18 protein-coding genes are annotated in these 23,670 nt (G+C 41.4%); 3 read left to right on the plus strand and 15 right to left on the minus strand.

The window, feature by feature from the left end:
- Window positions 1-10: 10 nt before the first annotated feature.
- On the plus strand, window positions 11-712 hold the full coding sequence (locus I4V44_RS04375; protein WP_118592763.1) for a response regulator transcription factor: 702 nt from the start codon (window positions 11-13) through the stop codon (window positions 710-712).
- A complete protein-coding gene (locus I4V44_RS04380) occupies window positions 709-2,121 on the plus strand; it encodes a sensor histidine kinase (protein ID WP_118338720.1) in 1,413 nt (470 codons plus the stop codon). Before I4V44_RS04375 ends, I4V44_RS04380 begins: the two co-directional genes overlap by 4 nt.
- A gap of 184 nt (window positions 2,122-2,305) precedes the next feature.
- On the opposite strand, the gene ade is transcribed toward I4V44_RS04380, so the two are convergent.
- The 9 genes from ade to glyA all read right to left on the minus strand — a co-directional run bounded on the left by ade (window position 2,306) and on the right by glyA (window position 12,961).
- Window positions 2,306-4,030 carry an adenine deaminase gene (ade, locus tag I4V44_RS04385; RefSeq protein WP_196002388.1) on the minus strand — a complete coding sequence of 575 codons (1,725 nt, stop codon included), beginning with the start codon at window positions 4,028-4,030 and terminating at the stop codon, window positions 2,306-2,308.
- A gap of 279 nt (window positions 4,031-4,309) precedes the next feature.
- Entirely contained in the window at window positions 4,310-6,286 is a 1,977-nt protein-coding gene (locus I4V44_RS04390) for an oleate hydratase (RefSeq protein WP_182434432.1), read from the minus strand.
- A 287-nt stretch (window positions 6,287-6,573) separates the two neighbouring features.
- On the minus strand, window positions 6,574-7,143 hold the full coding sequence (locus I4V44_RS04395) for a TetR/AcrR family transcriptional regulator (protein WP_196002389.1): 570 nt from the start codon (window positions 7,141-7,143) through the stop codon (window positions 6,574-6,576).
- A 27-nt stretch (window positions 7,144-7,170) separates the two neighbouring features.
- Window positions 7,171-7,671, minus strand: a complete 501-nt coding sequence (locus I4V44_RS04400; protein WP_008705660.1) for a tRNA (cytidine(34)-2'-O)-methyltransferase — start codon at window positions 7,669-7,671, stop codon at window positions 7,171-7,173.
- 70 nt (window positions 7,672-7,741) lie between these two features.
- Window positions 7,742-8,338, minus strand: coding sequence for an AIR synthase-related protein (locus I4V44_RS04405; protein WP_118592765.1), 597 nt, complete (start codon window positions 8,336-8,338; stop codon window positions 7,742-7,744).
- Between the two features lie 139 nt (window positions 8,339-8,477).
- Entirely contained in the window at window positions 8,478-10,154 is a 1,677-nt protein-coding gene (locus I4V44_RS04410; RefSeq protein ID WP_196002390.1) for a B12-binding domain-containing radical SAM protein, read from the minus strand.
- A 6-nt stretch (window positions 10,155-10,160) separates the two neighbouring features.
- Window positions 10,161-10,463: a thioredoxin gene (gene trxA, locus I4V44_RS04415; RefSeq protein ID WP_008705666.1), complete on the minus strand. Its 303-nt coding sequence runs from the start codon at window positions 10,461-10,463 to the stop codon at window positions 10,161-10,163.
- A 26-nt stretch (window positions 10,464-10,489) separates the two neighbouring features.
- Window positions 10,490-11,398 (minus strand): NAD(P)/FAD-dependent oxidoreductase, encoded by a 909-nt coding sequence (locus I4V44_RS04420; RefSeq protein WP_022380391.1) that lies wholly within the window; start codon window positions 11,396-11,398, stop codon window positions 10,490-10,492.
- 324 nt (window positions 11,399-11,722) lie between these two features.
- Complete coding sequence (gene glyA, locus I4V44_RS04425; RefSeq protein ID WP_196002391.1) at window positions 11,723-12,961, minus strand: serine hydroxymethyltransferase; 1,239 nt, start codon at window positions 12,959-12,961, stop codon at window positions 11,723-11,725.
- A 312-nt stretch (window positions 12,962-13,273) separates the two neighbouring features.
- Here glyA and I4V44_RS04430 point away from each other — a divergent pair, with 312 nt between their 5' ends.
- Window positions 13,274-14,848: a glycoside hydrolase family 43 protein gene (locus I4V44_RS04430; RefSeq protein WP_196002392.1), complete on the plus strand. Its 1,575-nt coding sequence runs from the start codon at window positions 13,274-13,276 to the stop codon at window positions 14,846-14,848.
- A gap of 205 nt (window positions 14,849-15,053) precedes the next feature.
- Here I4V44_RS04430 and I4V44_RS04435 read toward each other — a convergent pair whose 3' ends face one another.
- From I4V44_RS04435 to I4V44_RS04460, 6 genes are all read right to left on the minus strand, one after another.
- A complete protein-coding gene (locus I4V44_RS04435; protein WP_196002393.1) occupies window positions 15,054-16,124 on the minus strand; it encodes a hypothetical protein in 1,071 nt (356 codons plus the stop codon).
- 85 nt (window positions 16,125-16,209) lie between these two features.
- Window positions 16,210-18,330 (minus strand): glycoside hydrolase family 3 C-terminal domain-containing protein, encoded by a 2,121-nt coding sequence (locus I4V44_RS04440; protein WP_062807252.1) that lies wholly within the window; start codon window positions 18,328-18,330, stop codon window positions 16,210-16,212.
- An 80-nt stretch (window positions 18,331-18,410) separates the two neighbouring features.
- Window positions 18,411-19,970 (minus strand): response regulator, encoded by a 1,560-nt coding sequence (locus I4V44_RS04445; RefSeq protein ID WP_118338711.1) that lies wholly within the window; start codon window positions 19,968-19,970, stop codon window positions 18,411-18,413.
- Window positions 19,963-21,750, minus strand: a complete 1,788-nt coding sequence (locus I4V44_RS04450; RefSeq protein ID WP_196002394.1) for a sensor histidine kinase — start codon at window positions 21,748-21,750, stop codon at window positions 19,963-19,965. Before I4V44_RS04450 ends, I4V44_RS04445 begins: the two co-directional genes overlap by 8 nt.
- A 122-nt stretch (window positions 21,751-21,872) precedes the next feature.
- Complete coding sequence (locus I4V44_RS04455) at window positions 21,873-22,721, minus strand: carbohydrate ABC transporter permease (protein WP_118338709.1); 849 nt, start codon at window positions 22,719-22,721, stop codon at window positions 21,873-21,875.
- A gap of 3 nt (window positions 22,722-22,724) precedes the next feature.
- Window positions 22,725-23,627: a carbohydrate ABC transporter permease gene (locus I4V44_RS04460; RefSeq protein WP_118338708.1), complete on the minus strand. Its 903-nt coding sequence runs from the start codon at window positions 23,625-23,627 to the stop codon at window positions 22,725-22,727.
- Window positions 23,628-23,670 lie beyond the last annotated feature (43 nt).

Consider the following 23,670-nt stretch of genomic DNA (forward strand, 5'->3'; position numbering starts at 1 on the left):
AGGGACCGCCATGGTTTCCAAACAGAAAATCCTTATTGTTGATGATGATAACAATATCGCAGAGCTTATTGCCCTGTATCTTACCAAAGAATGCTTCGAGACAAAAATCGTAAATGACGGAGAAGAAGCGTTAAGGGAATTTGTCTCCTTCCGCCCGGATCTGATTATTCTGGATCTGATGCTTCCCGGAATTGACGGTTATCAGGTATGTCGTGAAATCCGACATACCTCTGATGTTCCCATCATTATGCTTTCAGCAAAAGGCGAAACCTTTGACAAGGTTCTCGGACTTGAACTGGGTGCAGATGACTATATGATCAAACCCTTTGATTCCAAGGAACTGATTGCCCGTGTACGTGCTGTCCTGCGCCGTTTCCAGGTTAAACAGCCAGCGCCTTCTTCCAGTGAAAAATGTGTTACTTACCCGGATCTGACCGTTAATCTGACAAACTATGCAGTCACATATATGGGTCGTCAGGTTGATATGCCGCCAAAGGAACTGGAACTTCTCTATTTCCTTGCAGCATCACCAAACCAGGTATTTACCCGTGAACAGCTTCTGGATCACATCTGGGGTTATGAATACATCGGTGATACCCGTACTGTAGACGTTCATATCAAACGTCTTCGTGAAAAGATCAAAGACAATCCTCACTGGTCCATTGCCACCGTATGGGGAATCGGATACAAATTTGAGGTAAAAAATCCATGAAACAGCATCATCTTTCCACAAAATTCCTGAGATTTTATATTCTCATCGGGATTTTGGGATTTTTCCTCATAACCCTCGGCGGTTCTTATATGGTGGAAAAGCATCTGGAACACTCTTTAAGTGCCGCACTCTATACAGAAGCGCACAATATTGCATCTAACGAAGCAGTTAAAAGCAATATCTCTTCCAGTACAGTAGATACTCTTCAGGAACACTTATGTGCAATTTCCGATTTTCAGGATGCTGTATTGTGGATCATCAACAGTAATGGTGAAATCATTGTAAGTACACAGAAAAATATTGACGTCCGGGATCCAATCCCACTGGAAGAATTCGATGCTTCCAAATGGGGAAGCAACTATTATCAGATTGGAAAGTTTTATGGTTTCTTTAAAACAGATCATTTGAGTGTTATTGCCCCGATCACCTCTGATATGGAAACCAAAGGTTACGTGGCAATCCATTATTCGATGACAAACCTTTATCAGAGCCGAAGCAGTATTCTTTTTATCATGCAGGTAATCTTTCTCCTGTGCTATGCAGCCACCAGTCTTCTGCTCTGGGCTTACAGCCACTACATACGTAAGCCCCTGGCCAGGATCATGAAAGGTGCCAGTGAATATGCAGGAGGTAATCTTGCATATAAAATAGACGTTACTTCTGATGATGAAATGGGATATCTTGCCAAAACTCTGAATTATATGTCCGATGAACTGAACAAAAACGGAGAATATCAGCGTAAATTCATTGCAAATGTCTCTCATGATTTCCGTTCTCCCCTTACCTCCATCAAGGGATATGTCAATGCCATACTGGACGGTACCATCCCCTATGAGATGCAGGAACGGTATCTGAAGATCATCGCTTTTGAATCTGAACGTCTTGAAAAACTCACCCGCAGTCTTCTGACTCTGAATGAACTGGATATGAAAAAACGGATGATGCACATTCAGCGTTTTGATATCAATGATACCATCAAAAACACAGCAGCTACATTTGAAGGCATCTGCACCAGCCACCAGATCCGCCTGGAGCTGCTTCTCTCCGGACATGAACTTTATGTCAGAGCTGATATGGAACAGATTCAGCAGGTCCTTTACAACCTTCTTGATAATGCCATTAAATTCAGCAATGATAATTCTTCTGTTCAGATTGAAACAACTGTAAAAAGTGGTAAGGTCTTTGTTTCTGTAAAAGATTACGGAACCGGCATTCCCAAAGAAAGTCTGGGCAAAATCTGGGATCGTTTCTACAAGATTGATGCTTCCCGCGGAAAAGACCGTAAAGGCACCGGACTCGGACTCTCTATAGTCAAAGAGATCATCAATGCACATAACCAGAATATTGATGTGATCAGTACAGAAGGTGTGGGAACCGAATTTATCTTTACTCTGGAGAAAACGAAATAAATTTCTTTCACTTGAAAAATATTGTCTTAAATATACCTGTAACAACCCTCTTACCTGGAGCGTGTCTGAGAGGACTGCTATAAAAAATACCGTAACAAAAGTATATATCATTTACTTTTATTACGGTATTTTTTTATTCTATGGCAATCCTCGTAAATAATGCATTTAAGACATTTCACCCACCTTAACTAAACGGTGTTCTCAGCATTCTGTCTTCATTTACGAGATAGATTCCTCTCGGTGTGATCCTGATTTCAGGAATCACAGGAAGTGCCATAAATGACAAGGTGATAAACGGATCAAATCCTTCTTTCACTCCCATCTCATAGGCCTTCGGAATCATTTTTGCAAGTGCTTCGTTTACACTCTCGTAGCCGGCATCGCTCATCAGTCCCATGACAGGAAGTGGTAAGGTTCCATAAATCTCTCCATTGCATACCAGAGTATAACCACCTTGCGTCCGCATCATTTCTTTTACAGCAATAGCCATATCACGATCATTATCTCCTACTACAATAATATTGTGGGAATCATGGGAAACACTGGAAGCAATGGCTCCGCCGTGGATTCCATAGCCTTTTACAATGCCCACTCCCATCTTGCCCGTATTCTTATGACGCTCGATCACTGCAATCTTCTGATATTCCCCGTCCGGAGCAAAATATTTCTCACCATCCGATTCTATCCATGGAACCTCTTCCAGAACATCCCTTGTCACAATCTGTTTTTCAAGCATCTGAATCACTCTTGCCTTTGTTCCCGGATGTTTCATTTTCAGACGTTCCTCACTGAACCCAGATACATGAACTGTATTTTTCAGATATGGAGGACATGGTTTCAATTCTGCTTTCTCATCTTTAATGATCTTCTTACCACAATGATATACATCTACAACATTCAGATCTGCCACATTATCCAGAATGACAAAATCTGCCTGTCTTCCGGGTGCGATCATTCCAAGTCTGTATAAACCATAGCATCTTGCAGGCTGGATCGTTGCCATCTGCAGTGCTTTCTCAACCGGAAGTCCAAGCTGTACTGCACGCTTTACATTATAATTGATATGTCCCTCTTTACGGATTTCTTCAATATGCTTATCATCAGTACAGAAGCAGAAACCTGACGTATCTGTATGGTGTTCCACAATCCCCTTCACAATAGCATCCAGATTTCTTGCAGCACTTCCCTCACGTATCAATACCTGCATTCCATTTCTTGCCTCAGCCATTGCATACTCATAATCCACACACTCATGATCTGTGTCAATTCCGCCAAGTACATATGCTGCCAGATCTCCAGGTGCCAGAAACGGTGCATGGCCATCCTTCACTCTGTCCTGAAACAGCTGGAGCTTTTCATGCATGGCAACACTTCCGTTAATCACAGAAGGCGCATCCATCACTTCACCAAGTCCCAGAATCCTCGGATGTTCCAGATATCCCTTCATCTTTCCTGCTGTAAGAATACACCCGTTATCATCCACATGAGTCGCCGGAACACAGGAAGGCATCATTACATATACATTCGCCGGTGCATCTTCTGTCTGATCCAGGATATAATCAATTCCATCCGTACCGGATACATTTGCAGACTCATGAGGATCTACAATAAATGTTGTAGTTCCACACTGTGCAGCCTGCCGGACCAGCTCACCCGGCGTCACCAGAGTAGATTCCAGATGCAGATGACTGTCGATAAATCCCGGACAGATTACTTTTCCTTCCAGATCAATCTCTGTCTCTCCTTCGTATGTACCGACTCCGATCACAATTCCATCTGCAACAGCCACATCACCATCAATAAATTCTCCCGTACCAGAACTGAACACACACCCATTTTTAAACACCAACTCAGCCTTCTCAATACCTCTTGCCATCTGCGAATACCTGCGATACATCTCAAGTTCCATAAAAAAACCTCCTTTCGCTCCCTTGAAAGCCCTCCCTGCGCCACACATTCATTATTACAGTAAAGCTTCCAATATATTATCATATTTACTTGTTTTTTCAGACTTTTTATTGTCCCAATCAATTTTTTCTATATATTTCATTATATATTATCATCTGTCTTTTTAATTTGCAACCTGTTTTTTCTTTACCAACGCAACTTTCCATCAACTTTTAACGGCTTTACAAAAAGGCTGCCGGATATCTCCTGCAGCCTTTTCATATCACTTACATCTCTATATTTACATCATATAATCTTTGATCACATCATGATCTCTGAGTACTTTCTCGACCACAGTTCCCTTAACAGCTTTCAAAAGCGGTTTCTTCAGCATATCCAGTGGTCCCGGAAGTTCGATCTCCAGTGGAGATTTTCCATCCATCAGCTTCACACTGCTATCCAGTAATTCTCTGATATCATAAACACTGCCCCATACTTCCGGCACACCTCTGTCAACACCAAGAAGTCCATATACAGCCTCCATAGCAGTTCTTACGGAATATTCAGTAGTAAATACAGTATCTCTTGGTGTATCGGCAAACTGTCCGAGGAATGCGAAGTTTACACAGCCATCCGGAATAACATCAGGTCTGTCACCCTTTGTTCTCGGCATAAAGAATGCTGTAATATAAGGCATCATGGTCGGTACACAAACTGCACTGTTCTCAGCCATGTCTTCAATCTGGTCAACCGGAACGCCAAGATGATAGAGCCACTCTTCTGTGATTTCCTTACCTGTACACTCCTTCATAGGCTTCTTGATATAATCACCAGGTACATCTGTAAACAGACCATATACCCATACACAAACCTTGTCTTTGTCCTGATCCTTGAACTGTCCCTGTCTGTTGATCGTCCAGCTTAATAACCAGCTGGAATCCTGACAGCTTACAATACCGCCTGTAACAACCTTGCCTGTTCTCGGATCACGTTTGCAGATATCTGTAATATAAGGAATGATCTTATCATCCAGAGTAGTCACTGTTGCTGACTCCCAATTTGTCTTAGCAATATCAGAACAGAATTTCTCAGGATGTCCGAAGGACGGATCCTGTTTTGCAATATTTTTCCAGAGACTCCAGCATCCACTTGTACGAACTTCTGCATCTCCGTTCGGTGCATGATTCTGATCGCCATAGATGGTTCCCTCTGTACAGCTTCCGTTTGTCACAAATACAAAGTCGTTTTCTGTAAGAACAATTCCCTTTTCTACGCCATTCACCTTACACTCGATTGCTTTTGCAATCTTCTTATTGCCTTCAAACTCAAAGAGTACGTTTGTAACCTCTGTATTGAACTGGAATTCAACGCCTGCTTCTTCCAGATATTTCTGCATTGGCAGAATCAGGGATTCATACTGATTGTATTTAGTAAATTTCAGGGCGCTGAAATCCGGAAGTCCGGAAATGTGATGGATAAATCTCTGGAAGTACAGTTTCATTTCCAGTGCACTGTGCCAGTTCTCAAATGCGAACATAGTTCTCCAGTATAACCAGAATGTGGAATCAAATACTTCATCGTCAAATACATCCTCAATTGTCTTGTCATAAAGATCTTCATCCTTTGTCATGAACAGCTTCATGATCTCCATGCAGCCCTTCTGGCTCAGATTGAATTTACCGTCTGTATGAGCATCCTTGCCTCTCTCTTTTGTTGCACGACAGAGAGAATAGTTGGGGTCTTCCTTATTCAGCCAGTAGTATTCATCAAGTACAGATACACCAGGTGTTTCAATGGATGGAATACTTCTGAAAAGATCCCATAAGCACTCGAAATGGTTTTCCATCTCACGTCCCCCACGCATCACATATCCGCGGCTCGGATCAAAGATACCGTCACATGCACCGCCTGCAATATCCATTGCTTCCAGAATGTGGATATTCTTTCCGGGCATCTGTCCGTCACGTACAAGGAAACAGGCTGCTGCAAGAGAAGCCAGTCCGCTTCCTACGATATAAGCATGTTTATCATCTACGCCTTCCGGCTTTCTTGGACGTGCAAATGCTTCATAGTTACCGTTTGTATAATAAATTCCCTTACTGTTTTTCTCATATTTTCCACGTTCTGTATTGCGATATTCACTTGTATTATGAAGTGCGTCATAATCTTCTTTTTTCTTTGTCTCAGCTGTTTTATACTTCTTTCCTGCTGCCACTGCTGCCACACCTGCTCCAACTGCCAATGCGGATACAAGTCCTAAACCTTTATTTTTACTCATAATACACATCCACCTTTCTTCAATTCTTCTTTAGAAATTCTTTCATCTCTGTGATTTTAAATGCTTTTCGTTCTCTCTGCTTTACCCATTTCCCGTCAAGACATCTTCCTGACTTTTACATTCTTATCTGTATGTTTCCCATATCATAAGCATTTCATCCGTCTGAATGATTTGTTTGTTGCTATGGCTGTATATTAACAGTTAAAATATGATTCTACAATTTACAAAAGCCGCCGAATGATAAGTTTTTTATCACCCTGCGGCTTTTGTAAAGAATTTTTATATGATTATTTTTCCATATTATTTTTCTGAAAGTTATGAATGGATGTGGTCACTGTATCGCGAAGTGTCAGATCCATCATTCTTACCAGATCTTCAATATTTTCTTTCATTCCTTCCCTGATCCACTCAAGCATGATTCCCACAAAACCATATTTATAGAAGTCTGCAATAAATTTCTTATCCTCTTCTGTGATATTCAGACCCTTGCTTTTTTCTTCCACCACACCCACGATCAGATCATAGGTTAATTTAAAAAGATAATTTTCTATCCGCTCCCTGTCCACATTTCTGTAAACATTCATAATAAACGGTTTGTTTTCCAGCACTGCCTCAAATATCTGGGTCAGCCCTTCTGTCCAGGACTCAGAAGTCTTTTTGCCCTGAAGGGCTTTTGTCCCATCTTCCACACAGGACCATTCAACCAGATCATAAATATCCTTGAAATGATAATAAAAAGCCATGCGGCTTATTCCACAGTCTGTGGTAATATCTGTTATCGTGATCTTGTCCAGAGGTTTCTTCAGAAGAAGCCGTTTCAGGGATTCTTCCAGAGCTGCTTTTGTGGTATTTGGCATATAACTCCTCCTGTCTGCTTACTGTGATTATTTCCAGTCGTAGTTTCTCAGGTGTCCTTCCAGATTCATGTGGTCAAAATTATTCTGGCGCAGTGCCTCGTACAGAACAATTGCTACGGAATTGCTCAGGTTCAGAGAACGGATATCTCCGATCATAGGGATTCTTACACAGGTTTCCTGATTGTTGACCAGAATGTCCTCCGGGATTCCTGCGCTCTCTTTTCCAAACATAATGTAGCAGTCTTCTTCATAATGAACATCAGTATAAGTCTGAGGTGCTTTTGTTGTTGCATAGTAAATTTTTGCCCCGGGATTCTTCTCCAGAAAGTCCTCAAAGTCCAGATATGTAGTTACATCCAGATCTTTCCAGTAATCCATTCCTGCTCTCTTTAAGGCTTTCTCACTTAAGGAAAATCCCAGAGGCTCGATAAGATGGAGTCTGGTTCCTGTTGCCACACAGGTACGGCCGATATTTCCTGTGTTTGCAGGAATCTCCGGCTCATGAAGTACAATATTTAATTTTGCCATTTTGTTTTTATTCCTCTTGTTATTAATCGTCTGTCTTTTCTTAGAAAATTGTCTCTTAAGTTTCCTGCAGTTACTCTTTGAGAAGTTGCTGCAGTTCATCCTCTGTCGGACGTTCCAGATATCGGGCACTGCCGCCACTGTAGAGAAGCCGGTCATTGCCACTGTTTGTCTGACCGATGACCTCTGCCATAAATCCCTCATTGCGAAGTCTCTGTACCAGTGCTTCACCTCCGCGGATTCCAATCAATACTGCTCCATCTGCCTGAAGCTTATATGGATTCAGGTCAAAAATCTCGCACACTTCTATGGTCTCCTGACGAATCGGTACCTTACGGAAGTCTGCTTCCAGTCCTACTTCTGAGGCTTCTGCCATCTTCCAGAGCGCACTTAAAAAACCGCCCTCGCCCATAGCATATAATGCGCTGGCATCTGCCTCCTGCGCAATTTTCCAGACAATACTGCCGGCTCCATAAGCATCCCAAAGTGAAACGCAATTCTGAATAAAACCGGCAGAGAATCTCTCTGCCAGTTTGTCCTTTTTATTTTTTGCTATTACAGAGGTTCCTTTCAGAGCCACCGGACATGCCACCACCAGTTCATCTCCCGGTTTCAGGCATCCGGTTATTTCTGCCCTCAGAGCCTCCATTGCCGCCTGTCCCAGTCTCATTCTTTTCCTCCGAAAATTTATTATACGATCAGAGACAGAACTGTCGGCACTACCATTGCCAGTACCAGAATGATTGCAATAATTGCTGTGATCACTTTACGGTTCTTTGGATTAAACATTCCCATTTCTCTTCACCTCTTTAATCTCTGTTCAGGTTCTCAAACACATCTTTCGTCACATCTGTCACATGAGCATTGTTAGTCAGCGGATCACGGTCTGCATAGTTAAACAGCAGCACTGTTCCATCTGCAAATACTTCCACATGTGCATTCTTTGCCACTTTTTCCCGTTTTCTGAAGTCCCATATCTGTCTCTCAAAAGGCTTCTGATCTCTGGCAAAGCCAGGACGGCTTTTCAAGTTTTCTCTCAGATAGAGATCATATACCATCTGGTCTTTTACCTGATCCATGGAAATCTCCGGCACATCCTCCAGAAATTCCAGCAGGATCTCATATCTTCTCATTCTTGTGTGAGAAACATCACCATAGCCCTTTTCCATGTAAAAGCTGCCCAGTCTCTCATAAATCGAGAAAGCATCCTGGAAAAAGTTTTCCAGATATTCAAGTGTATTCTGGAATTGTCCACTATTATAATACACTTCCACCATATTTTCCACAGTTTTCAGCTTCAAAACATGGTCATAATCCAGCCACTTCGTGGAAAGTACCTCATAAGGCTCCTGTGTTTTGTATACAATACCATATTCCCTGCACATCTCCATCATATGGGAACCCTTTAACACCTTCAAAAAGCCCAGCTGAAGCTGCTGTGGTTTCAGTGCATAAACATCATTAAAGGAATGCCGGAAGCTGTCGTAATCTTCATAGGGAAGTCCTGCAATCAGATCCAGATGCTGATGGATATTTCCAAAGCTGTGGATTCTGTCAACAATTCCTTTCAATTTTTCAAAATCCATAGTTCTGTGAATTGCCTTAATCGTGTCCGGATTTGTTGACTGTACTCCGATCTCCAGCTGAATCAGACCCGGGCGCATGGTGGACATTTCCTGCAGTTCCTCTTCTCTTAACAAATCTGCTGAAATCTCAAAATGGAAGTTTGTCACACCATTATCGTGTTCATTAATATACTTCCAGATTGCCATTGCATGATCGTGTTTACAGTTAAAGGTACGGTCTACAAACTTTACCTGCGGAACCTTATTGTCTATAAAAAACTGCAGCTCTTTCTTTACTGTCTCTGTATCTCTGAAACGCAGTTTCTTATCAATGGAAGAAAGACAGTAACTGCAGGAGAAAGGACATCCTCTGCTGCTTTCATAATAAATGATCCTGTTCTTAAACTCAGACAGATCTTTGTAAATGAACGGAATACTGCTTAAGTCCATAATCTGGCGCCATCCATTATGTATGATCTGATCTCCGTCTCTGTAACAGATTCCTGTCATATCTTTCAGATCCTGCGGATTTTTTTCCACATAATATCCGGCAAGTTCTTTAAATGTTTCTTCACCTTCCCCGACCATAACACCTTTAAATTCTGAGTTTTCTGTCAGGAATTTCTCCGCATCATAAGAAACTTCCGGACCGCCGGCCCAAAAGTCGGCGCCCGGAAGAATCTTTATCAGATCTGCCATCAGTTCTTTTACAAAAGAAAGGTTCCAGATATAACAGGACACGCATACCACATCAGGATGCTCCAGATAAATATCACGCATGATATCATCTTTCTGCTGGTTGATGGTATATTCCTTTAATACAATATGATCTGCGTAATCAGATGCATATGCCTGCAGATCATAAACAGCAAGATTAGAATGAATATATTTTGCATTGCATGCCACTAATAAAATCTTCATAAATCTTTAGCCTTCCAGTGCACTCTTCAGCTCTTCTTTGGAAGTAAGACCTACGAAGCGTTTCACTTCCGCACCGTCTTTGAACAGGATCAGTGTCGGAATGCTGACTACACGAAACTGCTGTGCAAGTGCCATATTCTGATCTACATCTACTTTTCCCACTGCGTATCCCTCTTCTGCCAGTTCTTCTACAACCGGACCCTGACGCATACATGGTCCACACCATGTTGCCCAGAAATCTATAAGAACCGGTTTCTCAGATTTTAATACTTCTGTTTCGAAGTTTGCTGTTGTAATCTCTTTTGCCATGATTTATATCTCCTTTGCTTATTCTTTTATTTTAAAGATCTTACATACTTCCCTGCATTAATACCTGCCTGTGCTCCCTCATATACAGCTTTCGCCACCTGAAGAAGCCCGCCTGTACAATCACCTGCCGCATAGAGTCCCGGGATGGTTGTTTCCATATTTTCGTTAACTTTAATGTTTCCTTTTTCCGTAAGTTCAGCTCCCATCTGGCGGGCAATCTCAGTACTGCCTGCAGTTCCCATTGCAATAAATACACCCTCTGCAGGACAGAAATCATTTGCCTGCTGACCTGCTTCTGCCTTTATTTCCTCTGCCTGCACATCAGGTTCAAGACGGATTCCGGATACCAGATCATCGCCCTCTACAGACTGGATCTTCATTGTGTTTACACTGATATTTTCTTCAGGTGTAAATTTCGGTTCTTCACCGTTTGTATAAATGGTTACTGTAGAAGCAGTATTTGACAATTCCTTTGCTTCATGCATGGCGAAATCACCGTTTCCAAGAACTGCTACATCCTTGCCTCTGTAAAAGAAGGCATCGCAGATTGCACAGTAGCTGACACCTTTTCCCTCAAATTCTTTAACACCCGGGATCTTCGGTGCAGCGCGCTTACTTCCTGTTGCAAGAATCAGACTCTGAGTCTCGAATTCACCTTCTGTAGTTTTTACCACAAAAGTATCAAACCCGCCGACTCCCAGAACCTGTGCATCCAATATTCGTACGCCCAGTGCTTTCGCCTGAGCGATTCCTGTATCATATAATTCCTGACCGGACAACGGATGTTCCAGTCCGTAATAATTTTCTATTTTCTCTGCTTTTTCCAAAGCACCGATCCCATTATTGATCACCAGGGGATCCAGATTTCCACGAACTGCATAAAGCGCAGCGGAAATTCCTGCAGGTCCGGCACCTATGATTATCACTTTTTCCAAATTCTGTCACCTGCTCTCTGTTATTGTTTTCAATATACTGTGATATATCATCGTTACTGTTCACTCTGTTCTCAGTAACTTATTATCAGCTATTGTTACTATACTACGTTTTCTGAAAAAAATCCATGATTTTATTTGGATAATTTTGGTATAATTTGGTTAAGATCACCACCCACTGCTTATTGCTTTTTGTAACCTCCGCAGGGGACTTACTTGATTCGGTTAAATAAGTTTCTCGATTCAGCGACATAATAAATAAAAGCGAAGTGCTGTTCACTCATGAACCATGCATTTCGCTTTTATACATTATTTTGTATGATTTATTTATCCAACCAGAGGATATTTGTCTGTAAGTTCTTTGACGATTGCCTTTGCCTTTTCCTGGCTGCCTTCTTCTTTTAAGGTCATAGCAATTGCTTCTGCAATCTTATCCATATCTTCCGGTTTCATGCCTCGTGAAGTAACTGCTGCTGTTCCGAGACGTACACCGCTTGTAACAAATGGAGACTGGGGATCATTTGGAATTGCATTCTTATTACAGGTAATGTTTACTTCATCAAGAAGATTCTCCATCTGCTTGCCTGTAACGCCCAGGCTTCTGAGATCTACAAGCATCAGATGATTGTCTGTACCACCGGAAACGATATCAATTCCTCGTTTCTGGAGTCCTTTGCAAAGTGCCTGCGCATTCTCAATGATCATCTTTGCATAATCCTTAAATTCCGGCTGAAGCGCTTCTTTGAAACATACTGCCTTGGCAGCGATCACGTGCATCAGAGGACCACCTTGGATTCCCGGGAATACTGCTTTATTAAAATTGAATTTCTTTGCATTCTCTGCGCTGCTTAAGATCAGGCCGCCTCTTGGTCCGCGCAGGGTTTTGTGTGTGGTTGTTGTTACAACGTCTGCATAAGGAATCGGGCTTGGATGCTGTCCACCTGCTACCAGACCGGCGATATGCGCCATATCCACCATCAGATAAGCCCCAACTTCATCTGCGATCTCACGGAATTTCTTAAAATCAATAACTCTGGCATAGGCACTTGCACCTGCTACGATCAGCTTTGGTTTATTCTCAATTGCAATTCTTCTGACTTCTTCATAATCGATCACGCCGTCATCATTTACTCCATAATATACTGGCTTGAAGTAGGTTCCGGACATATTTGCAGGACTTCCATGTGTCAGATGTCCACCATGATCCAGATTCATACCCATTACAGTATCTCCCGGCTGCAGCATTGCAAAGAAAACTGCCATGTTTGCCTGTGCTCCGGAGTGTGGCTGTACATTTGCATATTCACATCCGAATAATTCTTTCGCACGTTCGATTGCAAGAGCTTCTACCTCGTCCACGCAGGAACATCCGCCGTAAAATCTCTTCCCCGGATATCCCTCCGCATATTTATTGGTAAGAGGGCTTCCCATTGCTGCCATAACTGCTTTACTTACCCAGTTCTCTGAAGCGATCAGCTCAATATGGGAATTCTGGCGTGCAAGCTCCGCCTCGATCAGATCTGCGATATCCTTGTCTGTCTTTGCTACGTCGTCGATTGAATACATCTTCGTGCTCCTCCTTTGTTATACGCTCAGTAATTATTCCGATTATAACCAATTCTATCCATCATGTCAATCATCAAAAGACATTTGTCCGTGTGTCAAAATATTTTATGTATAAATCCGTATACTACAGATTATACAGATTAATTTGCGTCAAGCGGATATTCGCAACCTCCACAGGGGACTTATTTGATTCGGTTAAACAGCAAAAACTGTGCTGTTTTTTCCATCAGATAGAAACTTATTTCTATTTTACTTCTTATAATTTTGCCCTATAGTTAAAATGATTATAGTTTTTTTAAGGAGGTTCTTTTTATGCTTCAAAATACATATCACAATCCGCTTCTTCCCGGTTTTTATCCTGACCCTTCTATCTGCCGGGTAGGAGATGATTATTATATGGTTACTTCTTCATTCGTTTATTATCCGGGACTGCCGATTTTCCACAGTAAGGATCTGGTTCACTGGGAACAGGTTGGTCATGGAATCCACAGACCAGAGCAGCTTGACTATAAAAACTGCGAAACTTCTGAAGGATTATGGGCACCAAGTATCCGTTATCATAACGGAACTTATTACATCATTAACACTTTCGTATCTGCAGGACGTGAAGCAGAACGTGACAATTATATTATTACAGCAAAAAATCCTGCCGGCCCGTGGAGTAATCCGATTGTTGTAAAAGGTGCAGACGGCATCGACTCCAGTCTTTTCTTTGATGATGACGGTTCTCTGTGGTATGTAGGCAACTACATCAGTCCTGACTGCCTTTATGAAGGACATCATGGTATCTATCTGAACGAGCTTGATCCGGAAACCTTCCAGTTCAAGGGACCTCGTTACATTATCTGGGATGGTGTAAAAACACGCAGTAAATGGATTGAGGCTCCGCATATTTACAAGAAGGACGGATGGTATTATCTCCTTGTTGCAGAAGGTGGTACTTTCGTAAATCACAGTGTACAGATGGCCCGCTGCCGTACAATTCAGGGAGATTACGAAATCTGCCCGAGAAATCCGATTGTTAGTCACAGACACATGCCTCTGTTGAACCCGATTTCTGTTACAGGACATGCTGATATCGTAGAAACTCAGAATGGTGAATGGTGGATGGTCCTTCTGGCTGTGCGTCCATATGAAGGAGGACATTATAATCTTGGCCGCGAGACCTTTATGGTTCCAATTATATGGGCCGAGGACGGATGGCCTATGGTTGATAACGAAACAGGACTTGTCCAGACAGAAGACCGTCTTCCGGATCTACCTAAGACCATTTATCCATTAATGCCTGAATCTGATAACTTCGAATGTGATACTCTGCAGATGCAGTGGAATACCATTCATCCGCCAGTTAAACAAATTTATTCTCTGACAGACCGCTTCGGATATCTGCGTCTGTATACAAGAAAAGAAGTTCTGAACGAAATCTGTCTTCCTTCTTTCATAGGACGCAGACAACGTCACAAAGTATTCCTGGCAAAAACAGCTATGGAATTTACTCCTGCAAACGAGAATGAAGAGGCCGGAATTGCTCTTGTACAGGATGACCGTTTCCATTATCTTATGGTATTAGTTCAGAAAGACGGAAAGCCATTCCTTCAGGCTTACCAAACAGAAAATGGTACAAAATCTTTGCTTGCAGAAACTGAAATCAAAGATGTAAAACGCCTCTACCTCAGTGTTCAGGGTAATACTACTGATTATGACTTCTATTACGGATACACAGATCAGGAAATGCTCCCGCTTGTCAGAGGACTGGATGCTTCTCTGTTAAGTTCTGTAGTAAATAACGGATTTACCGGAACATACATCGGTATGTATACAAGTTCCAACCATCAGCCAAGTACTAATTATGCTGACTTTGACTGGTTTAACTATCAGGGAGAATAATCACTGTTTACAATTAACAAAGCTATAAAAAATTTAAAATATAACCCAAAAACGGATTGCCGTTCAACGTGAACCCGCAATCCGTTTTTGCTGTTTGCAATATCTATATTTCTTTAATCAATCAGATAAAATCATCCGCTTCGCTACGTAGCTCTACACCGAATAACTGCTTCGCAGTTTATCAGAAGGAGCTTACTTGATTCGGTTAAAAAGCTTTTTTGATTTGTTTTACCAGTGCATCCACATCTTCCGCTTTCACAAGAAATCTCTCGGTTCCATTGATTTCCAGACTATCATAAGTATCATCATATGCAAAATATTTCAGAGTTACTTCCGGAGCTTCTTCTGTGTTTCTGTGGAATGTTACAGTCAGCACTTCTTCCTTATCTGCTGCATCTTTTGTTTCTTCGACTTCCGAATCAAGCATTATACTTTGAAGCGCCTGATATAATTCAGTAAATTTCTCCTTCTTTACAGTTTTCTTTCCGAATTTATAATCGCTGCCATCCAGCTTCATGGTATAGGTTTTCTTTCCAATGCTCATATCCACACTGTCAAGTGTATCAATATTTACCAATGCCGGAATCTTCAGGATCAAATTAAACGGTTTCAGCTCCAGAAGACTGTTCACCGACTCTTTTGAAAGCATATAAACAGCCTCTTCGTATCCTTTTACGCATGCATAATAGTCACCATTCTCATCTGTATTTCCAATAAGGATCGTTGCTGTTGCATCTGCATCCTGCGTTTCTTTTGCTGTGTCATCGTTAACTGTATTTACAAAATCTACTGTAAAATATGTCTTTGTATTATCCAGTCCGGTATCTGTATTTGCTGCATCGACGCCGTTGCTGAGATCAAAAGCAGCCAGCACTCCAAACATTTCATACATATTCTCTGTGTTTACTGTTGCAGTCTCATCATACGGATTGGTAATTTCCCAGTAGTCGAAATCCATCTTATAATCTGCCGGTTCCTGTTTGATCTGAAATACTTCTTCGCCGTCCTTTACAATGGAAAATCTGCGAATGGAATAGACAGACATTCTTGGATGTTCTACAGTTTTTAAATCTATATTTTCTGTTTTATCATCTGTCTGATCAGCAATTTCTTCTTCCACAGCTGCATCTTCTGCTTTTGGCTCTTCTGCAGTCTCAGAGTTTTGTTCTGCTTCATCTGCCCATACAGGACAGGATATAACTGCTGTGCCTGCTGCACCGGCAGTAAACATGGCTGTCATTCCAAGAAGTAATATTTTTTTAATTTTGTTTTTCATGTCTGTGTTCCTCCTGTCCATATATAATATGGTTTTTATTTTATGTTACTTTTCGCAATTGAAACAGAATACTTACTCCGTTCGATTAAAGTGCAATTTCTACCTCAGCCGGCTTATGTCCTGTCAGTTCTGCACTTCTTGTATCCGGCTGGGATACTCCTGCAAATAAACGGAAATGTTTTCCTGCGATGTAACGATTTCCATCTTCATCAACTATATTCATTGCTTTATTAGAAATTGTAAATTCTACAGATTTCTCTTCTCCCGCTTTCAGAGATACTCTCTTAAATCCGCAGAGACTGTAGTTACGAACTGCAAGCGGAGAATCAAGGTCTTTGATATACACCTGAACAACTTCATCTGTATCTACTGTTCCATTGTTCTTAACAGTTGCTTTTAACATGATATCGGACTCTGCTGATACTTCACCGACAACCTCTGCTTCTGTTACGCAGGTATCACTGTATGTAAGTCCGTATCCAAATGGATAAAGTGCCTCTTTTTCCATATAACGGTAAGTTCTGTTTTTCATAGAGTAATCTGTAAATTCCGGCATTCCTTCCAGGTCTTTATAGAAGGTTATCGGAAGTTTTCCTGATGGAGATTCTTTTCCGAAGAGAAGATCTGCTATTGCACGTCCGCCTCTTGCTCCCGGATACCATGCAAGAAGGATTCCATTACAGTTATCCTGCGCATAATTCAGGTCAATCGCACTTCCTGCCATCAGAACTACGATGGTAGGTTTTCCTACTGCTGTTACTTTCTCGATCAGTTCTTCCTGTACTTTCGGAAGATGAAGATCAACTTTGTCCCCGGATGCATCACTGTTTCCGGTATCTCCTTCTTCTCCCTCCAGAGTCTCATTAAGACCTACGCAGAGTATGACTACATCGCTGTTTTCAGCTGTAATTACTGCCTCAGAAATTCTGTCCTGATCCCATGCCAGATTTTCAACTTTGTCTTTATATAAATCACATCCCTGAGAGTAAAGGATCCTTACATCGTCACCTGCTTCTTCACGGATTCCTTCAAGAACAGTAATATATTCTGAAGATGTTCCATGATAATTTCCAATAAGAGCTGCACGGCTGTCTGCATTCGGGCCGATGACACCAATAGTATTTACTTTTGTTTTATCAATCGGAAGAACTCCATCATTCTTCAGAAGTACGCAGCTCTTTCTTGCCATCTTAAGAGCTTCATCAATGTGCTCTTTGCACTCTACCACACTATACGGTATCTTATCATATTCACTTCCGTCAAACAGGCCCAGCAGATATCTGGTTGTCAGCAGTCTTACTGCGGATTCTGTAATTTTTTCTTCTGTTACCAGTCCATCCTGATAAGCTCCCATCATATGAAGATAGGTATTTCCACAGTTCAGGTCACAGCCTGCATTTAATGCCATAGCAGCGGACTGTCTTGGTGTGGAAGTTACCATGTGATGTTCATGAAAGTCACGGATTGCCCAGCAGTCAGAAGTATAATGACCTTCGAATTTCCATTTTCCTCTCAGGACATCTTCCATAAGATATTTATGTGCACAGCAGGGTTCTCCGTTTGTCCTGTTATAAGCACCCATTACAGCCTCAACATCCGCTTCTGTTACAAGCGCTTCAAAAGCCGGAAGATATGTTTCCCACATATCCTTCATGCTTGCCTGTGCATCAAATTCATGTCTGAGCGATTCCGGACCGCTGTGCACTGCATAATGCTTTGCACATGCTGCCGCTTTCATTACAGGTCCGTCACCCTGGATTCCTTCTACGAATTTCACGCCAAGTCTGGACGTCAGATATGGATCCTCACCATAGGTTTCATGCCCTCTGCCCCATCTCGGATCTCTGAAAATGTTTACATTGGGGGACCAGAAAGTAAGACCCTTGTAAATATCTCTGTCTTCTTTTGCAGAATATGCATTGTATTTTGCTCTTCCCTCAGTTGCAATGATATCGCCAACTTTTTTCATCTCTTCATCGTCAAATACTGCAGCCATCGCAATTGCCTGTGGGAACATGGTTGCCACACCTGCTCTGGCCACTCCATGCAGTGCTTCATTCCAGTAATTGTATGCCGGAACACCCAGTCTTTTCACGGGAGCAGCATCGTATTTTAACTGGGAAGCCTTCTCCAGAAGCGTCATCTGTGATACCAGTTTTTCTGCTTTTTTTCTTGCTTCTGCTCTTTCTTTTCTGTGATCTTTCATTTCAGATCCTCCTGTTTATATAATTTGATAATTATTCAGCAGGTATTAACAAAGCCTCAGCGCAGCCCGCTACTCCTGCATTATGTATTCTGCATTTCTTCTCTGTATTTCGTCGGAGATTTTCCTGTATGTTTCTTAAATGCCAGTGAGAAATAATTCGTATCTCTGTATCCTACCATCATAGCAATCTTTCCAGTCTTGATGCTGGTAGTTTCCAGAAGGCTCTTCGCCTTCTCAATCCTCTTTCTGACAATGTATTCATTACATCCTTCACCTGTAATCCGCTTAAATAATCTGGAGAAATAATTCGGTGTGATATAGAGACTTTCCGCAATGCTGGAAACCGAAATATCCTCTGCAAGATGCTCATCTATATAGTGTCTGGCATTGGAAATGGTATAATGTACATCCTCTTCATCATTTTCAATAAGCTGCTCAATAAACATTCTCGTAATCTCACAGGCCTCTTCTTTTCCTGCTGATGACAGACTCTTGGAGAGTGCATCCAACTTTCCTTCTTCCACCTCACACGATTCTTCCATGTAGGAAAAAATCAAAGAGGAGGCAATCTCGAAACAACATCTGCGCACAGCAGAAGGAGAAAGATTATAGGATTCCGTTGCCTTAGTAAAGGTATTAAATGCCTTTAGTACATAATCTGGAGTTCCTATATTGGAAATCATGATATTTCGCAGTTCTGCATAGGTTTCCCAGAAGATTTTCTTCTTGTTCTGAGCCCCCATCGTCTGTATAATGTCCTGAATATTCTTTTTTTCATGTTCCAGAAGATATCTGGCATCATTGTAGGAAATTGCCAGATTTTCAAATCCTTGCACAGCACTTCCAACCGTAATCTTTGGTTTATATTCAAATTCATCCTTCAGTACATCCGACAATTCTTCAATCTGTTCCAGAACGCTGTCGTCATCATCCTTTTCAAAACAGACAATCGCAATCGTACCGTCATCATCTACAAATGTGATTCCTCTGTTTTGGGAATCCACCATGCTCATGCAGACATTTTTAACAGTCATTGCACGGAATTTCCCGTCATTCTGCTGTTCTGTATACATTCCCTGTTCCAGAAGAATCAGGCTCATTTTCTGCTTAATATCAAACTGAAAATCTTTCTGGAGAATATACAACTGCATCTCTTTATCTGCTTTTGTATGCACCAAATTCCTCATGCACTGCTCCAGTCTCATCTGCACTACAGAGCCTTGAGAGCGCCACACTCTGGCCTGATTCTGCTCTTTGTTTTCCTGCTCTTTCAGTTCTTTTATCTGCTTTTCTATCGCATTGAAAAGATCATCTTCATCAATCGGTTTCAGGAAGAAATCCTGCACCTGAAGCCGCAGGCTCTCTCTTGCATACTCAAAATTATCAAAGCCTGTAAGCACGATCACACGCAGTTCAGGTACTGATTCTCTGGCCGCTTTAATCAGTTCCAGTCCTGTCATTTCTGTCATCTGGATATCTGTAACCATAATTTCAGGACCTTCTTCTTTAAGAATCTTCAAAGCCTCGTTTCCTGACGCAGCAGTAAATACGTCATCTACTCCCAGTTTCTTCCAGTCTATGGCATTTTTCATACCCATGCGTATCATCTTTTCGTCATCAACAATCAGTACTCTATACACACGTCCGCTCGCCTCCTGCTGTGTTCTTTTTGATTTCTGTCTGATATGGCAGATGGATCACGACAGTTACTCCACCCGAATCATTCTTCTGGTAATTAAGACCATATCCCTCCCCAAAAAGAAGTTCAATCCTCTTGTTTACGTTTCGCACTCCATATCCAAAGGAATCCTCGTATCTGGAGAGCTGTTCATTCATTTCATCTATCTGTTCCTGACTCATTCCTGTGCCTGTATCTGATACCTTTATGATAACTTCATCCTCATTTTTATATGCTGTAAGATAAAGTGTACCTGTTTTTCCCTCTTTTACTTTCATTCCATGATAAATGGAATTCTCTACCAGTGGCTGCAGGGTCAGCTTCGGTATCAGGCTTTCTTCCACCTGAGATTCTACAACAATCTCACTTCCGATAATGTTGTCGTATCTCATGTTCTGGATAATCATATAATTCCTGATGTGCTCTACTTCTTCTCTGATCGTGATCACATCATGCCCTTTGCTGAGACAGATCCTGTAATATTTCGCCAGCGCCTTTACCATTGTGGAAATCTCTTTATTTCCTTCGGCAATCGCCTGCCAGTGGATACATTCCAGTGTATTATAAAGAAAATGCGGCTGAATCTGCGACTGAAGGGCATTAAAACGAATCTGCTCCAGCTGATGCTGTTCCAGTTTTACCTGTTCCATCAACACCTCGATTTCATCCATCATAGAGTTAAAACCAATTGCAAGCTTGGCAAAATCCTCGCCCATATTGTCAACATTGATCCTTGTTCTCAGGGAACCTGTCGCAACATAATCCATATTAGATACTACCTTATTAAGGGGCTGATACATTTTCCTGACCAGTGCTCTTATAATAATGCTTACTATGATCAGCACTATGATCAGAACCAGAATCACAACAACCATTATATGGAATCCTGATTCCATCAGTTTATAAAAAGAAATCGAACTGACTACATAATAATTCCAGTTCTTAATCTTCTGGCATACATACATATTCCCATTCTTTGTAAATATCTGTATCCCTTTTTCCATCTCATCTATGTAATTTACGTAACGGCCTGTCTCCTCTTTATCATTCGAAAGCAGTATCATTCCACCTGTGTCAACTACTCTTGTTTCTGCTGAAGAATCTCCCACGGCCAGCATCCTCTGTACTGCCGGATCATCGAAATTCATGCACAGAAGCCCTCTTGCATCAAATACTTTTCTGGTATCATATAATGGATAATACAGACTCAATGTATATCTGTTCCCTTTATAATAATCGTTGTTATAGGAAACTTTCAGCGTTCCTTTCTGCGCATATTTGCTTCTCTCATATGCCTGGGGATACACTTCTTCAAACTGCGTAACTGATAAAGAACCCTTTCCTCTGTAGTAGTAACTCTTATAATCCGAACTGACAATGGCAGCAAAGTTCAGACTCTCATACATATTATTCAGATTCTCCAGCTTGCTGTAAACTGCATCAATGTCTGCTGTCTTCAGCTCATTTTTCTGCACCTGCCTGCAGTAATTCTGCACAGAATCATCCATGATCGTACCCAATACGATTTCTTTATATGAATCCATTGATCCCTTAAAAGATTCCGCAACTGTATTATTCTGCATCTGCAGAAGTTCTACAGACTGCTCTTTCATCGATGCTATAGAAAAAGTCAGAGAAACACCTGCAACCGTCAGCGTTACAATAAGAATACTGACGGTCACAAGTAAAAGTATTTTTTTATCAAATTTCCAGTGGCTGAATTTTGTTTTCCATTTGTTCATGTTGTCTTTCCTCATCTGTCACATAATTTCACATATACCCACATGATCAGGGGGGGATTTTATCTCCCCAATATCATACCATGTTCAATGGTAAATGGATACAACAGATTTCGCAGAAAGAATCAACCCTTTACAGCACCTGCAGTCATACCTTTTACCAGTTTATCCTGGAAAATAATAAACATGATAACCATTGGTAAAAGTGTTAATGTAAGAACCGCCATGATCATTGGTGTATTCATAGAATACTGTCCCTGAAATTCCCAGATTGCCAACGGCAGGGTACGATTCTGGGCAGACTGTGTCAGTGTATTTACAAATGAGAATTCATTCCACATATTTACACCATTGTAAATTGCCAGTGTCGCCATTCCGGGTTTGGAAAGCGGCAGGATCATGGAGAAGAACATCTGAATCTTTCCACATCCGTCAATTTCAGCAGATTCTTCGATTTCTCTCGGAATCTCTTTCATAAAGCTGGTCAGGATAAATACGGAAATCGGAACTGCGAATGCGACATACGGTCCGATCAGTGACCAGATTGTATCATAAAGTCCTGTTGACTTTGACATTTTGAATACAGGGATCAATGTAATATGTACAGGAATAGACATACAGGCTACAATGATCGCATAAATCGGCTGTGCCATTTTAAACTTAAATCTTGCCAGAGGATAAGAAGCGCATGCTGAAATAAACAGCAGCAGGATCAGGGAGATTGCAAGAACGATCACACTGTTCTTAAAGTAATTTGCAAACCCTCCTGTAAGTACCTCAGTGTAATTGGACCAGTTCAGTTGATCAGGAAGCTGGAATACACCCTTGGTAAGCATCTCAAATTTCTCTTTGAATGAGTTCAGCACCATGAATATAAAAGGTGTAAATGATACAATTGCTGCACCGATAGCAAGAACAAAAGCAATGACCCAGGCTATGATGCTTTTTCTTCTACTTTTCTTATAGCTGTCCATCCCTTAATCCTCCTGTTTTCCGTTTATAAGTTTCATAGTAATCATAGATACCATTGTAATCAGGATAAACATACCTCCTGCAATGGCTGAACCATAACCCATGTTAAAGTTCTTGAATGATTCTTTGTACATATAGGTTGCCATCAGCTCTGTAGATGTACCAGGACCGCCGCCTGTCATAACATAGATCAGATCGAAGTATTTCAGAGATCCAACCATTGAAAGGATAGCTGCACTCTTAATTGACGGAATAAGAAGTGGAAGTGCAATCTTCCAGAAATACTGTCCTCTTGTAGCACCATCAATTCTTGCTGCTTCAAATACATCATATGGGATGTTTGTATAACCAGCCATAAAGTAAACCATGTAGAATGGTGTAAACTGCCATGCAATGATAAGAATAACTGTGATCAATGCTAATTTCGGATTACCAAGAAGGTCAATGTTGCCCCCTCCGAACCATCCGGAAATTGTGCTGACAATACCTCCGTTTGTTGCAAGTGCGTATGTGAAAAGGAAACCAATTGCAACAGAAGACATAAGCATTGGAATAAACCAGATAACCTTGAAAATTGTAAGTTTCTTACCGCCAAAGTCAAGGAATGTTGCCATTGCAAGTCCTAACGGAATCTGGATAATGATAGATACGATCATGATAATAACGTTGTTCTTAAATGCTATCCAGAATTTTGTATCTTTGATCAGTTTTGCCCAGTTTGCAAGTCCTACCATCTTCTTGTCTGCGGAAATACCATTCCACTGGTATCCGCTTGTAATAAATGTATCAATAATCGGATACGCGATAAATACTACTAATAAAATGATAACAGGTGCCAGAAAAAGTGCTGCTGTCTGACGTGTTTTTCTCTGTCTTAACTGAACCAGAGATATCCCTTTTTCATTCATTTTGGTGCCTCCTTTTTAATACTTTCTGAGATTTGATCATCTG

It is taken from the genome of Blautia sp. 1001283B150304_161114_C9 (genome assembly GCF_015668165.1).
GTDB lineage: Bacteria > Bacillota > Clostridia > Lachnospirales > Lachnospiraceae > Blautia_A > Blautia_A wexlerae.